Annotated in this window: 14 protein-coding genes and 1 tRNA gene; 8 read left to right on the plus strand and 7 right to left on the minus strand. The window is 62.9% G+C overall.

Annotated elements, in window-relative coordinates:
* The first annotated feature begins 12 nt into the window (after positions 1-12).
* From AB3G45_RS19150 to AB3G45_RS19165, 4 genes are read left to right on the plus strand one after another with little or no spacing between them, the layout of a single operon-like run.
* A complete protein-coding gene (locus AB3G45_RS19150) occupies positions 13-741 on the plus strand; it encodes a hypothetical protein (RefSeq protein WP_367832047.1) in 729 nt (242 codons plus the stop codon).
* A complete protein-coding gene (locus tag AB3G45_RS19155) occupies positions 741-1,028 on the plus strand; it encodes a hypothetical protein (RefSeq protein WP_367832048.1) in 288 nt (95 codons plus the stop codon). Before AB3G45_RS19150 ends, AB3G45_RS19155 begins: the two co-directional genes overlap by 1 nt.
* On the plus strand, positions 1,025-1,162 hold the full coding sequence (locus AB3G45_RS19160; RefSeq protein WP_367832049.1) for a hypothetical protein: 138 nt from the start codon (positions 1,025-1,027) through the stop codon (positions 1,160-1,162). The genes AB3G45_RS19155 and AB3G45_RS19160 overlap by 4 nt, the downstream gene beginning before the upstream one ends.
* Positions 1,117-1,395 (plus strand): GcrA family cell cycle regulator, encoded by a 279-nt coding sequence (locus tag AB3G45_RS19165; RefSeq protein WP_367832050.1) that lies wholly within the window; start codon positions 1,117-1,119, stop codon positions 1,393-1,395. The genes AB3G45_RS19160 and AB3G45_RS19165 overlap by 46 nt, the downstream gene beginning before the upstream one ends.
* A 98-nt stretch (positions 1,396-1,493) precedes the next feature.
* Here AB3G45_RS19165 and AB3G45_RS19170 read toward each other — a convergent pair whose 3' ends face one another.
* From AB3G45_RS19170 to AB3G45_RS19180, 3 genes are all read right to left on the minus strand, one after another.
* Positions 1,494-1,751 (minus strand): hypothetical protein, encoded by a 258-nt coding sequence (locus AB3G45_RS19170; RefSeq protein ID WP_367832051.1) that lies wholly within the window; start codon positions 1,749-1,751, stop codon positions 1,494-1,496.
* 258 nt (positions 1,752-2,009) lie between these two features.
* Positions 2,010-2,225 carry a hypothetical protein gene (locus AB3G45_RS19175; protein ID WP_367832052.1) on the minus strand — a complete coding sequence of 72 codons (216 nt, stop codon included), beginning with the start codon at positions 2,223-2,225 and terminating at the stop codon, positions 2,010-2,012.
* Positions 2,222-3,217, minus strand: a complete 996-nt coding sequence (locus AB3G45_RS19180; RefSeq protein WP_367832053.1) for a hypothetical protein — start codon at positions 3,215-3,217, stop codon at positions 2,222-2,224. The genes AB3G45_RS19175 and AB3G45_RS19180 overlap by 4 nt, the downstream gene beginning before the upstream one ends.
* Before the next feature lie 545 nt (positions 3,218-3,762).
* Here AB3G45_RS19180 and AB3G45_RS19185 point away from each other — a divergent pair.
* Positions 3,763-3,939 (plus strand): hypothetical protein, encoded by a 177-nt coding sequence (locus AB3G45_RS19185; RefSeq protein WP_367832054.1) that lies wholly within the window; start codon positions 3,763-3,765, stop codon positions 3,937-3,939.
* A gap of 95 nt (positions 3,940-4,034) precedes the next feature.
* Here AB3G45_RS19185 and AB3G45_RS19190 read toward each other — a convergent pair whose 3' ends face one another.
* Together AB3G45_RS19190 and AB3G45_RS19195 are read right to left on the minus strand one after the other, a co-directional pair.
* A complete protein-coding gene (locus AB3G45_RS19190) occupies positions 4,035-4,637 on the minus strand; it encodes a hypothetical protein (RefSeq protein ID WP_367832055.1) in 603 nt (200 codons plus the stop codon).
* Between the two features lie 259 nt (positions 4,638-4,896).
* Positions 4,897-4,986 (minus strand) — tRNA-Ser (locus tag AB3G45_RS19195).
* Positions 4,987-5,230: 244 nt separating this feature from the next.
* Here AB3G45_RS19195 and AB3G45_RS19200 point away from each other — a divergent pair.
* A complete protein-coding gene (locus AB3G45_RS19200) occupies positions 5,231-6,343 on the plus strand; it encodes a calcium-binding protein (RefSeq protein ID WP_367832056.1) in 1,113 nt (370 codons plus the stop codon).
* A gap of 243 nt (positions 6,344-6,586) precedes the next feature.
* Here AB3G45_RS19200 and AB3G45_RS19205 read toward each other — a convergent pair whose 3' ends face one another.
* Both AB3G45_RS19205 and AB3G45_RS19210 read right to left on the minus strand, forming a co-directional pair.
* Entirely contained in the window at positions 6,587-9,931 is a 3,345-nt protein-coding gene (locus AB3G45_RS19205) for a caspase family protein (protein WP_367832057.1), read from the minus strand.
* A gap of 108 nt (positions 9,932-10,039) precedes the next feature.
* Positions 10,040-11,161: a Gfo/Idh/MocA family protein gene (locus tag AB3G45_RS19210; RefSeq protein WP_367832058.1), complete on the minus strand. Its 1,122-nt coding sequence runs from the start codon at positions 11,159-11,161 to the stop codon at positions 10,040-10,042.
* A 213-nt stretch (positions 11,162-11,374) separates the two neighbouring features.
* Here AB3G45_RS19210 and AB3G45_RS19215 point away from each other — a divergent pair, with 213 nt between their 5' ends.
* Positions 11,375-12,232 carry a MurR/RpiR family transcriptional regulator gene (locus tag AB3G45_RS19215; protein ID WP_367832059.1) on the plus strand — a complete coding sequence of 286 codons (858 nt, stop codon included), beginning with the start codon at positions 11,375-11,377 and terminating at the stop codon, positions 12,230-12,232.
* A 120-nt stretch (positions 12,233-12,352) separates the two neighbouring features.
* A complete protein-coding gene (gene iolC, locus AB3G45_RS19220; RefSeq protein WP_367832060.1) occupies positions 12,353-14,287 on the plus strand; it encodes a 5-dehydro-2-deoxygluconokinase in 1,935 nt (644 codons plus the stop codon).
* Positions 14,288-14,304 lie beyond the last annotated feature (17 nt).

Raw genomic sequence — 14,304 nt, forward strand, 5'->3', positions numbered from 1 at the left:
GGAGAGACTACTATGCCGAACGAATCCGTTCCGGTTGCCGGCGAAGCTATGCCCGCAAACCTTTCCCGTCGCTTCTTCCTGTCCCGCATGGGCGGCGTTGCCGCCGCCTCGGCGCTTGCTGCTGCCCCGGTCGCGGCGGCGAGCGCTCCCGAAGAGAACCCCGAACTGCTCCGCCTCGGAGCACGGTTTGAGGCAGCTCATGCCGACTACTTCGCCACCAGCGAGCGGGTTTCCGAACTGCAGCCGGTTTTCCGCGCCATGGCCCCCGCATTGCCGGCTGAGATTTCCGGTAGCGAACACGAGCGTTTCGACGGTGGGGCGTACTCCGATTTCTACCGCGATCCGGCCTCGCCCAAGCTCGAAGACGTGAAAGGGGCTGACGGCCGGCGCGTGCGCATCATCTCGTCCTACGCCCTGGAGCGGAACTTCAGGGGCCAGAAGATGCCGAAGAGCATCGACAGGCAGTATCGCCTTGCCATCGAATTCGAGACCGCCACGGATGCGGCCCTGCAGGCGAGCGGGATGGCTGCTGCGTTGCAAGCTCACCGCAACGCGGACGGAGCCTTGCGCCGCGTCATCTACGACATGTCGCAGACCCGAGCCCGCACGCCGGCCGGTCTCGGCATCAAGGTACGGGCGACGGCCGCATATGCCGCCCTTGGCGCCGACGAACGCTTCTCGGCAAGCCTCTGGCTGGCAAAATCCATGTGGAGCGACCTTGAGGAAGGGGAGGCTCTGTGATGGCCGCGCTGGAGACTTTCCGCCGTTCCGAACTGGAGCGCCACATCGAGGAGATGATTGCCCTGCTCGACATGCTGGACGGTGATTGCGACCTTGAGGAAAACGGCGATGCCGACTGGTCCGGCTATGAGGAGGAGTTGCCAACGCGCCAATGGTCGGGTGAGGGCGTGGCAACGGCGCTGCGCCTGATTGAAGCCTCGCCGGCAGCATCCAAGCGGGCCGGCGAATACGCCGACACGCCGCGGCCGCCGCTGATCTACGATTTTCGGGGAGGCGCAGGCCGATGAAGCTCATTGCCCTCCTCATTGCAATCGGCCTCCTGAAAGCCGCCAAAGTCATTGCCGGGGCTGGCGAGCTTGTGGCCGACGCCGGGTTGTGGATCGTCGACCAGATCGACCCGAAGACCCGGAGGCGCACATGAGCGCCGTCCCCGCTATGCCGGCTGCCCCGGTGCCGCGCCGCCTGGCCGATCTGGACCGGCACGCCTGCCGCTGGCCGGTAAACGATGCCAGCCTTTCCGAGTTGCATCTGTTCTGCGGCGAGAGGACAGCGGCGACCAAACCTTACTGCACGCAGCATTGCCGGCTTGCGTACCGCGCGCCGCCTGCCTCGGCGCCGAAGAAGGGAGACGGTCATATATATCCGCATTCGTGACGAACGAGCGCCCGAACGAGTTCACTACGTCGGAGAGCTGCTTATCACCATGGGGCATGCTAGGCGCTGGACAGGGAAGCGCCGGCCGTGGTGCTAGTTCATCGAAAATTGTCTAGAAGGTTCTTCACCGCGTATTTGCAGGCTGGCGGAACGTCCGCGAGAGAGCAATCGATACCTAATATCGCTGATGCCGCCTCGGATCGGCGTTTGGCCCGCACCTCTTCAGAACTCATTTTCCTCGCCTCGCCGCCACTAACCACCGTGCAATCGTCGCCTTCGCAAACAACAACATCGGCCGCTGATGGCGTTGAAGACATTAGGAGGAGCAGAAAGGCGGAGGCGGTCATGTTGCGCATGGCGAGATGCTACCCGCCTGAACGGGCAAGGTCTATAACCCACACAAAGATAACCATTTTGCCTCGCGCTGCACCGTCCGATTATCGCGACCAGTTGCTTTCGCCGTCGCCTCTGCAAACGACAACTTGTCGTTTGCACGACAATGCTGTGCTTCTGCCCCTGCGGCTCCGGCTGCCGTGTGTGGCCCACCTGGAGAAGAAACGGCTTCGAGGTCGGCAAGGCGCCACGGAATGAGCGCGTTCTGAACTGATCGGCGATCAGCCTCGGCTGTAGGCGTCGATCGACCCGCGCGGGCTATCGGGGATCTTCTCTTGTGAGGACTCCCGGCATGGATTGCCAATTACGAGAACAGCGTCTCGCATGATTTCGAGCAGACTGCCTGTATCGCTCGTGCTGTCCATGCGAATGGTGGTAAGGCCGGTGCTGTCGCGGTAGATATTGGAAGCGTCCGTATTTGCGTAAAACGTGTTCATAGCGCCCTCCATCCTTCGAATACGCGTTGATCCTGCAATTGTTCCTGCGGACCTGCCGGTGTCGCAACCGTAGTCCGGAACATTGTCCCTTCTGAGACGAACCCAAAGGAACCGTTATTCACGCTCTCGACCAGACCTCGGACCATCTGATAATTGGCGGCCGAACTCGGCGCTACGAAGGTCATCGGATTGAACGGCACGGAAAGCTCCATCTCTCCGCTATAATCCTTGTGGATTGCCTTGAGCTGGTCATAGAATTCCGCGCTTGGCTTTTCCACGGGCAAACTGAGTGCGGCCGCTTCCCGTCTGTTGATCGTATAGTCATGGCTTCCGGAGTCGGCGCACAGGAAGTCCACTATCGCGCGAACCTTTTCCGAATCTTTCATGTGTTCGTTAAGAAGTTTCTCAGCAAGGAAGCGAATTTGGGCCCGAGACCGAAAAATCTCGCCGAGGACGAGCGGATGGACCTTGTTGGATAGGTCGTTGAGGATCTGCCCCAGAAGGTTTTCGTTCTTTATATTCAAGTCCACCTGAGCCGCATCGAGAAAGCCGCGCACGGCTTCGACACTTACCGGCACGCGAGCCAATTGGTTCCCGTTGCCGACCTGAGGGCCGAGAGGATGTATCAGGCTAGGATCAATTGGACCCAATGCCGCTTGCTTCGTCATCACGATGCTTCTGGCGCCGAGAGATATGAGAGTTCCCGCACTCATGGCCTTGTACGGGATGAGGACTTCAAACTCATCGCAGAACGTCTTGATGAGGTTGACCAGGCGCCACGCCGCGGCGGTATTCCCGCCATTGGTATGAAGCAGGAGCGATATCTTCTTCGTCGGTCCAATGGCATCTAGAGCGTCAACGAAGATGTCGATGCAGTCGGCGCCAATTTGCGTCTCGGCGTTTGCCCGGTCGCTTGTCACGTACGAAATGATCTTCGTATTTCGCTCGTGTTCGATAGCCTCGTAAATCGGCTTACGCTCTGCAAATCCCATGTATGGCCCCCACGTTGCATTTGCGAATTCCACAGTCCGCGGAGGTTGTCAATTGGCGCCCTCTTTCGCTTCCAATCAAATCTATGGCGTCGCTATCAGTCGCGTTCACGCGCAATCGTATATTTGTGAGAGTCGGCGGGGATAAGGTAGGCCGTATGTGAATTTGCGCTGTTGAATTTTCTCGTGAATATCGACTGATGGCTGTCTGGGGTTCCGGGGGAGATACGCGTGTTGCGTGCGCGGGGCATCGTTTGAAAAAATATCGTTGGAAATCAAAAAACGAGCCTGGCCCCGAGTGAAAAGGCGAGATTTACCGCCCGCTGGTTGGCTTCGAGCATCGAAAGTCCTGCTAAAGCAGGAGAGAAAACAGGTGAACCCCAAATTGTCACCAGCCCCCAAGACTGGGGAGTGAATGCGCTGGGCCTTGTGCGGATTTCTCGACGCCGAGTGCACCTTTTCCTAAATATGCCCGCAGGACACATTAGGAGGTAAGGCGGATGACTGAGCGGAGCAAGACAGCCCACTCCAGTTGCAAGGAAGCCGTGATGGCCGAATTGATCGCCGCCGGCTGCACCCCTGACAATGCGATCGACCTCTATCTCGTCGGACCTACCCTTGTGGCGGCAGGCTTCACCGAGCAGCAAATTGTCAGCGCGCTCGACAGCCTCGTCCATGACAAGCGCATGGAGTATGCGGGCGGCAACCGCGTGCGCTTAATGTAGCCCCTTCGCTCGACTCCCGCGCCCTTCCGTTGCATCCTGCTTTATCGAACCAGAGGGGTGTTGCGTCATGGCTCGACAAATCGCGCTTTGCTTTGTCATCGGCATAGCGCGCCGCCGTCCCATTTCCCCCAAAATGCCTCAGCGCTCTCCCGGTACGCATCGATTTGATGGTCTAGCTTAATCAGGACGGTGCCGGCGCCAAAGGAAAGCTTCTCCCACACTTCCGCCGTTTTCCGGGTGACGCCGAAAAGGTCATCGTAGGTAGGAAGCGGAAACTGAGGCTTCATCTCTGAAAAATGGGCCAGTTGCTTGTCTCGGAGATGCTTCAGGCGATCAAGCGCAGGATCTGACGCTACCTGTTTAAATAATCGGATGGCTTCTTCGAGATCTGCTCGCCGCTCAGGCCATCGTTCTTCATCCAAGCGTCCTGGGCGCTCAAGAAACTCGATTGCTGCTCTGAGGTGGCGGTCATCCTTGCGGACAATGCCAAATGCTCGAACAACGAACATTTGTAGACGGAAGAGTGCGCCATCGATGAGCAGCTTAGCCGCACGTCCGGCCTCTTCGTCCTCCAGAGGCGCGATAACCTCCGTTCTGTTTGATCGTTCAACGACGGCGATAGTTGCGAGACACACAATGCCGTCGCCGTAGCCCTGGCCAGCAACCTGGCGAAGCGTGGTCCAGTCTAGAATGCTCATTCTTTGTCACCCGACATTGCCCGCTCCACCCTCACGTCCTGCTCCCGGGCATCATCACAATCCATGCTTTGAAAACAATCAAGATTAATCAAGGTGGCAAAGCGCCCAGATACGCTGCACGCGGAAATTAACGAATCATCGCTCACCTCAAACAAGCGGGCAAAACTGATCACGGAAATGTGAAGTGGGGAAAAGTGTGGGGAAGGCCTATTTCCGGCGTCAGTTTATTGATGGATTACAACGCCCTAGGAAATGAAACTGGCGGAGAAGAAGGGATTCGAACCCTCGATACCGTTTCCGGTATACTCCCTTAGCAGGGGAGCGCCTTCGACCACTCGGCCACCTCTCCGCTCGCGGTTTCACTATGCGGCAAAGCTTGCGATTGCAAGGCTTTTTTCGATTTTTTGCCCACATTTCGAAGATGGGGCCGCCGTAGCGGGCGATGCCTCGCCGACAGGCCGCGGCCTGTGCCACGGAATTTTTCCGCACGGCCTCGAAAATGCCTTCTGCGTCCCCACTTTGTTCAACAGCGGTTCAGCTTGCCGGCGCTAGAAGTCGGACAACGGCACGCAGTTGCAGAAAGGAACGAGGACATGGCCTATGTATATAGGGGCACGAATCGAGATGACTACGTCGTCCAGAACTCTCGCGCCGAAGTGGAAATCTACACCTATGGCGGCGACGACGAAATCGTTCTGAACCGTACCGACGACCGGGGCGGCCTCAACTATGTTGAGGCGGGCAGCGGCAACGATCTGGTACGCAACAGCTTCGAAGGCGGCAACGATATCTTTCTCGGCTCCGGCAACGACGTCTACAAGCACAGCGGCGCGGCCAAGGCCAGCGGCGAATATGACAAGGTCCACGGCGGCGACGGCAACGACCGGTTCGAAGTGAAGACCTATGCCAGCGACTACTGGGGCGACAGCGGCAACGACACCTTCTATTCGGTCGGCTACCGCAACGCGTTCAACGGCGGCTCCGGCACGGACACGGTCAACTACTCGCTGCAGGATTCCTCGAGCGAAGAGGGCCGCGGCATCTATGTCGATCTCGACAGGGGCTTTGCCAAGGCCGTCGACGGGCGCAACGAGGAGCTGACCAGCATCGAAAACGCCACGGGCACCCGTTCCCATGACACGCTGATCGGCACCGGGGGCAAGAACACGCTGCGCGGCGGCAACGGCAACGACCAGCTGGAGGGGCTCGGCGGCAACGACCGGCTCTATGGCGGCTCCGGCAAGGACATCCTCTACGGCGACAGCGGCCATGACGACCTTTACGGCGACAGCGGCAACGACCGGCTCTACGGCGGTTCGGGCAATGACGATCTGGTCGGCGGCTCGGGCAACGACCGGCTGGAGGGCGGCAGCGGCAACGATTTCCTCGTCGGCGGCTCCGGCGCCGATACGTTCCGCTTCACCCGCATCTCCGACAGCAAGGTCGGCTCGCAGCGCGACGTGATCGACGACTTCAAGCCGGACAGCCAGGACGACGTCATCGACCTCAGGGCGATCGACGCCGATACGGGCCGCAGCGGCAACAACGCCTTCACCTTCCTCGGAAAGAGCGCGTTTTCCGGCGAAGCGGGCGAGCTGCGCTATTCGGGCACGATCATCTCGGGCGACGTCGATGGCGACGGCCGCGCCGATTTCGAGATTGACGCCGGCCTCACGCGCTACTATTCGAGCGACTTCCTGCTCTAAGCTCCGCCCCCGGCACAGGGGCGCATCCGAGCTTGTCATGCCGCACGCGCCAGCAACGCGTGCGGCATTTCTTGTTGTAATCCCTGGAAAAACACTGCCGGCAAGCGCTGCCGCGCGCCGGCTCTTGCGCCGGCTGCCGACAGAATCAGCCCGGCGAGGCAACAGGCATCCGAACGAAAGCCGCCGGCGTCCTTCCGGACGCCGGCGGCTTTCTTTCCGGTTGCTGGACCGGCGCTGTGTTGCTTACGTGCGGGCGGCCAGGCGGTCGATCGCGTTCTGCGTCGAGGTGCCGAAGTCGCCGTCGATCGGGCCGCTATAGTAGCCGCGATCCTTGAGGATCTGCTGGAACTCCTTGCGGAACTGCGGCGTGAAGTTCGCCGGCGAGCCCTTGAGTTCCTGCAGCTTGCCCTGGTCGCCGCCCTCGACGCTGGCGGCGGCCCAGCGGGCGGCCTCCCTGGCGTTGGCGCGCGTGCCCAGGCCCTGGTCGTAGAGGCGCGAGAGATTGCCCATGGCGTAGGTGTTGCCGCCGTTCGCCGCCTTCTCGTACCAGTCGCGGGCCGCGGCATAGTCCTGCTTCACGCCGTTGCCGAGGTCGTAGAGCCAGCCGATCGAGGCCATCGAATAGTAGTCGTTGAAGGCCGCGGCCTTCTCGTACCACTTGCGCGCCTCGACATAGTCGACCGGAACGCCGAGGCCGGACTGGTAGGCATAGCCGACCGAGGACATGGCGTTGACGTCGCCGCCCTCGGCGCCCTTGCGATACCAGTCGAGCGAGGCATTGTAGTCGCGCGCCGTGCCGAGGCCCTCGCGGTAGAACCAGCCCATGGTGGCCTGCGCATTGGCATAGCCCTGTTCGGCGGCCTTGCGATACCACTTGATGGCCTCGTCATAGTCCTTGCGCGTGCCGTTGTAGCCCTCGCGGTAGAGCCAGCCGAGCGAGGCCTGGGCATAGGGATTGCCGGCATTCGAGGCCTGCTCGAACATACGGGTTCCCTTGGCCATGTCGACCGGGCCGTCCGTGCCGTAGATCGAATACCAGGCAAGGTTGGTCAGGGCGTAGAGGTTCCCCTCGTCGGCTGCCTTCTGGTAATGCTCGCGTGCCTTCGGGAAGTTCTTCGCAGCATCATGGGCACGGCCCAGCATGTTGCGGATCGAATTGTCGGACGGATTGGCGCTGAGCGCGGCGTCGCAGGCCGGGATCGCCCGGCCGTAGTCGATCTGCGTGAAGAGCTTGCCGAGGAAGCCCGGGCGCAGGTTCGGTTCGCCGGCCAGCTCGTAGCACTGGTCGACATCCGAACCGCCGAGGGTCACCGTCGACTGGTTGCCGTCGGTAAGGGTGCCCGTCGTCGTGTTGCTGTTCGTCAGCGTGCTGGCGTCGTTGCGGCCGACCGCCAGCTTGTCGATGGCAGCGAGCGTCGCAGCGCCGAATTCGCCATCGGAGGAACCGCTGTAATAGCCGCGTTCCTTCAGGAGGTTCTGGAACTCCTTGCGGAAGGCGACCGTGAAGTTGCCGGGATTGTCCTTCAGCTCCTTCAGCTTGTTGGCATCGCCGCTCTCCACGGAGGCGGCCGCCCAGCGGACGGCTTCCTTGGCGTCGGCCGGCGTGCCGAGGCCCTGGTCGTAGAGGCGCGACAGGTTGCCCATGGCATAGGCGCTGCCGGCGTTTGCGGCCTTCTCGTACCAGTAGCGGGCCTCGACATAGTCCTGCTTCACGCCGTTGCCGACGTCATAGAGCCAGGCGAGCGAGGCCATCGAGTAGGAATCGCCGATATTGGCGGCCTTCTCGTACCAGACCTTGGCCTCCGCATAGTTCTGCGCCGTGCCGAGGCCGTTCTGGTAGGCCCAGCCGAGCGAGGACATGGCGTTGGCGTCGCCGGCATCCGCCGCCTTGCGATACCAGCTCAGCGACTGGACGTAGTCCTGCGAGACGCCGAGGCCTTCGCGGTAGAACCAGCCCATGGTCGCCATGGCGTTGGCATAGCCCTGGTTGGCAGACTGCTGATACCACTTCACCGCCTCGTTATAGTCCTGGCGGGTGCCGCCATAGCCTTCGCGGTAGAGCCAGCCGAGCGAGGCCTGGGCGTAGGAATTGCCCGCCGTCGAGGCCTTCTCGAACATCGACAGGCCCTTGGCGACGTCGACCGGGCCATCCGTGCCGTAGATCGAGAACCAGGCGAGGTTCGTCATGGCATACATGTTGCCGAGCTCGATCGCCTTCTCGTAGTTGCGGCGCGCCTCGACATAGTTGCGGTCGGCGTCGTGCGCGCGGCCGAGCAGGTTGACGAGCATGCCGTCGGAGGGGTTCTCGTTGACGGCCTGCGCGCAGGCGGCGAGCGCCCGCTTGGCGTCGATCTTCAGGAAGTTGACGCCCATGAAGCCGGGCAGCGACTGCGGCTCGCCGGCCAGAAGGAAACAGTCGCGCGAGGCGGGCGTCTCCTTGGATGCGAGATCGACGCTGAGGCCCTTCTTCGGCTCCAGCGCGGCGATGAGCTGTTCGGCATCGCCGCGGTGCTGGCTGTCGGGGTAGCGCTCGATGAAGCGCTGCAGCGCCGCCGCGTCGGTCGAGCCCTTGAGGGCCTCCCATGCGATGCCGGCGGCATCCTGGCCCTCGTTCTGGGTGGCCTCCTTGAGGCTGGCGAGCTTCTTTTCCGCCAGCATCTTGTAGACCGGGTCCTTGCCGTGCTTGGCGATGAAGGCGTTGATCAGGTCCTCGTCGGCAAGGTCGCGGATGTTCTGCCAGTCGGCGGCCGCTTCCGACTGCCCGTTCGGCGAGATTTCCTGCGTGTTGCCGCTGTTGGTGACGTTGATATTCACTTCCTTGATGTTGAGGAAGATCTGCGCGCCGCCGAGCGAGCCGTAGACGAAGGGCTCCTGCTCGCGGTTGGTGGCCTCCACCACCTCGTCGCGCACCTTGCCGAGCGCGATGCGCACGTCGAGGCCGGGTTCCGTCAAATATTTCGAGAGCGCCGTCGCGAAGGGGCTGTTCATGCCCTCGCCGTCGAGCGCCACCGTGCCGGCCTTGGAGGCGAAGGCGATCAGCGTGTCGGCCGATTCGGGCTCGACGCGGGCAAGGCCGCGCGTGACGGCGCGCGTGCCGATCGACCGCGTCATCGAGGCGGAGAACGGATTGTTGCGGCAGGCATCGAGAATGAAGAGTTTTAGCTTCTTGGCCCCCTCCAGCGAGCGCTGCACGCGGTCGATGGCCACGCTCTCGTCCTCGACGTCGCGGTCGCTCTTCAGCGCCGCGTCGACGGGGATCAGGTAGTTGATCCCGTTCATCTCCATGGCGTGGCCGGAATAGTAGATCACGGCCATTTCCGCATCCACCGCGTCGTCCTCGAACTCGCGCAGCGCCTTCACCATGGCGGAGCGGTCGAGATCGTGGACGGTCTTGATGGAATCGAAACCCGCGCCTTCGAACGAGGCGCGCATCAGCTCCACGTCGTTGGCGGGGTTGTTGAGCTGGGCGGTCTCTTCATATTTCTGATTGCCGATCAGCAGTGCAACGCGTTTCGCCTCGGCGGCGCCCGCATTGAACGCGACGACAGCAATCGAGACGAAGAGGACCGGCGCCCAGCGTCTCTGCATTTGCTTTCTCATGCCCTTCCCTCCGGCATTATTGCCGAGAGTATTACGTATGGCCCCCACCGTTTCAATGTGCGGCTGGCCGGATTTTTTTGGTCCGGCCGCCGAAAATCACGCCGCGGCGATCTCGACCCAGCGGCTCTCGCGGAAAGATTGCGCCATGGCATGCACGGTTTTCTCGATGCGCAGGCCATGGTTGAAGTCGATGGAATGCGAGGCCATGCCGGCGATGGCGGCGATCAGCTCGCGGCATTCGATGACCTTCAGGTCGTTGAAGCCGAGGCCGTGGCCGGGGGCCGGAATGAAGCGGTCGTAGGGCTTGTGATGCGGGGCCGTCAGGATGGTGGCAAAGCCCTGCTCGCTCGCGCGGCCGTCCACCGTATAGAGCTGGAACTCGTTCATGCGCTCCTGGTCGAACAGGATCGAGCCCTTCGAGCCGTAGACCTGCAACGCGATGCGGCCCTTGCGGCCCCAGGCCGAGCGGTTGGCCATCAGCACGCCGGAAATGCCGCCGGGAAGACGCATGAGCACGCTGGCGATGTCGTGGTTCTCCACGGCACGGCGGCCGCCGTCCTTCAGCGGGCGGTCGGCATAGGGCTTTGCCAGCGCGGCGATCACCGCCTCGACATGGCCGAACAGGCTCCACAGCAGCGACAGCGGGTGCACGGAGAAATCGTCGAGCGCGCCATAGCCGGAGGCGGCCTCGCTCTTCCAGTAGAACGGCGCCTCGGGATCGGCCATGAAATCCTCGTCCATCTCGACGCGCACATGGTTGACCGTGCCGATCGCGCCCTCGTCGAGCAGCGAGCGGATGTGCCGCATGACGGGGTTCTGGATGTAGTTGTAGCCCATCACCGCGACCTTGCCGGAGGAACGCTGGGCGGCGAGCATGCGCTCGGCATCGGCCAGCGCCGGCGCCATCGGCTTCTCGCACCAGACGTGCTTTCCCGCCTCCAGCGCGGCGATCGCCATCTCGGCATGGAACTGGTTGGGCGTCGTCACCGAGATCACGTCGACCTCGGGATCGGCAAGGAGGGCGCGCCAGTCGGCGGTCGATCGGGCAAAGCCGAATTCGCGGGCGCGGCTGGCGGCAAGCTCCGCATTGGCCTCGGCCAGATGCACGAGGCGCGGGCGCTCCACGTCGCCGAAGACCGCGCTGACATTGTTCCAGGCGAGCGCATGGCACTTGCCCATGTAGCCGGTGCCGATCAGTCCTATTCCAAGGGCCTTCATGCCGTCTCCTCCCTCTGCCGGGTTTCCGTTTCCACGCGAATGCGGCCCGCAAAACCGCTACGCATCCGCAGCCGATTTGCTCTATATCTCGCCACATGGGCGTCTCCGGCACCATGCATAGCCGGAAAGATTTGGAACGAAAACTATCTTTTCTGGCAATATGGAATATTTATTTCATTTGACGCAGAATGGCCGCACGAGGAGGACGGATTCATGAACAGCACCGAAGCGGCCCTTGCGCGCGTACCGCGCGATTTCGACAGCCTGCGCAGCGTCATCATCGAGCGCAAGGTGAGCATGCCCAAGCGCCTGGCGCAAGTGGCGGCCTACGCGCTCTCCAATCCGGACGAGATGGCCTTCGGCACGGCGGCGAGCATCGCGACGGCCGCCGACGTGCAGCCCTCCACGCTGGTGCGGCTTGCCCATCACCTCGGCTATGAGGGCTTTTCCGACCTGCAGAACGTTTTTCGCGCCCGGCTGCGCGACAGGACACTTTCCTACGAGGAACGGCTTCTCTCGTTGGAGGCCGGCCCGGCCTCCAACAGCGACACGGAGCTGCTCTCCGGCTTCCTCACCGCCGCCAGCCAGTCCGTCGCACGGCTCGCCAGCACCATCGACGGCGAGACCTTCTCAAGGTCCGTCGAGCTTCTGGCGCGGGCCGAGACGATCTATCTCGTCGCCAAGCGCCGCTCCTATCCGCTGACGGCGCATATCGCCTATGCCCTCGGCAAGCTCGGCATCCGCCACCAGATCATCGCCTCGCCGAACGGCATCGACGCCGAGATGGCCCAGTTCGCCACAGGCAAGGATGCCGTGATCGCCGCCAGCTTCGCCCCCTACGCCGCCGAAAGCCTGGCGCAGGCCCAGGAACTGGCCGCCCGCGGCGTGCCGATCGTCGCCATCACCGACTCGGTCTTCTCGCCGCTGGCCGCCTCCGCCACCCACTGGTTCGAGGTATCGGAGGCCGACTATGCCGGCTTCCGCTCGCTCTCGGCCTCCATGGCGCTCGCCATGGCGCTGCCGGTCGCCATCGCCGAAAAGCGGCGCAGCTTCAGGCGCTCCTCGAAGTGAAATGTGCGGAATAGAAACGGAATGAATATTCCGAATTGACATAATAATGGAATTCATGTTTCATTTTCCGCACGGACCGCCGCACTCCGAATGACGGCGCCGCGAGACCGGGAGGAAGACATGCCGCACACGGACCAGGGTCAGGGCCGGGACAAGACGCTCGACGTCATCACGATCGGCCGCTCGTCGGTCGATCTCTACGGCCAGCAGCTCGGCACGCGCCTGGAGGACACCGCCTCCTTCGCCAAGTCCGTCGGCGGCTGCCCGGCCAACATCGCCATCGGCACCGCCCGCCTCGGCCTGAGGTCCGCGCTCATCACCCGCGTCGGCGACGAGCAGATGGGCCGCTTCATCCGCGAGCAGTCCGCCCGCGAAGGCGTGAACGTCGAGGGCATCAGGACCGACAGGGAGCGGCTGACCGCCCTCGTCCTGCTCGCCATCGAGGCCGAAGGCGTCTCGCCGATGATCTTCGTGCGCACCGACTGCGCCGACATGGCGCTCGACGAGGGCGACGTGGACGAGGCTTTCGTCCGCTCCTCCCGCGCGGTGCTGGTCTCCGGCACGCATTTCTCCCGCCCCAACACCGAGGCCGCGCAGCGCAAGGCGATCCGCATCGCCAGGGAGAGCGGCGGCAAGGTCATCTTCGACATCGACTACCGCCCGAACCTCTGGGGCCTCGCCGGCCATGCGGAAGGCTTCGAGCGCTATGTGAAGTCCGACCACGTCTCCGCCATCATGAAATCCGTGCTGCCGGATTGCGACCTCATCGTCGGCACGGAAGAAGAGATCATGATCGCCTCGGGCGCCGACGACGTGCTGTCTTCGCTGAAGGCGATCCGCGCGGTTTCGCCGGCAACCATCGTGCTGAAGCGCGGCGCCATGGGCTGCATCGTCTATGACGGCCCGATCTCCGACGATCTGGAAGACGGCGTGGTCGGCGATGGTTTCCCCATCGAGGTCTATAATGTGCTCGGCGCAGGCGATGCCTTCATGTCCGGCTTCCTGCGCGGCTGGCTGAAGGGCGAGGACCACAGGACCTCCGCCACCTGGGCGAACGCCTGCGGCGCCTTCGCCGTTTCCCGCCTGCTCTGCTCACCGGAATATCCGAGCTGGGAGGAGCTTTCCTTCTTCCTCGCCAACGGCAGCAGGCACCGGGCGCTGCGCAAGGACGAAGCGATCAACCACATCCACTGGGCAACGAACCGCAAGCAGGACGACATTCCGCTCCTGATGGCGCTTGCCTGCGACCACCGCATGCAGCTCGTCGACGTTGCCGACGAACTTGGCGTGCCGCACGAGAAGATTTCCGAATTCAAGCGCCTCACCGTCAAGGCAGCCGCGCGGGTCGCGGACGGGCGCCCCGGCTACGGCATGCTGATCGACGAGCGCTTCGGCCGCGACGCCTTCTTCGACGCCGCGACGCAGAACTTCTCCTGGCTCGGCCGGCCGGTCGAGCTGCCGGGCTCCAAGCCGCTGCGCTTCGAGTTCAGCCAGGACATCGGCTCGCAGCTCGTCGAATGGCCGCTCGACCATTGCATCAAGTGCCTGTGCTTCTATCATCCCGACGATCCGGCCGCGCTCAAGAGCGAGCAGCAGGAGAAGCTGCGCACGCTTTTCGAGGCCGCGCGCCGCGTCGGGCGCGAATTGTTGATCGAGATCATCGCGGGCAAGAACGGGCCGCTCAAGGATGATACGGTGTCGACGGCGCTGCAGGAGCTCTACGATCTCGGCATCAAGCCGGACTGGTGGAAGCTGGAGCCGCAGGCCTCCAGCGGCGCATGGGCGAACATCGAGGCGGTGATCGCCAAAAATGACGCCTATTGCCGTGGTATCGTGCTGCTCGGCCTCGAAGCGCCGACCGAGGAACTGGTGAAGGCCTTCGAGGCAACGAGGGTGGCGCCGGCCGTCAAGGGCTTCGCCGTCGGCCGCACGATCTTCATCGATGCCGCCCGCGCCTGGATGGCCGGGAAGATGGACGACGAGGCGGCGATCGCCGACATGGCCGGCCGCTTCCGCGCGCTGACCGATGCCTGGCTGAGGACGCGCGGCCTGTGAACAAAGAGCTTGGGAGG

The organism is Shinella sp. S4-D37, from assembly GCF_040812195.1.
Lineage (GTDB): Bacteria > Pseudomonadota > Alphaproteobacteria > Rhizobiales > Rhizobiaceae > Shinella.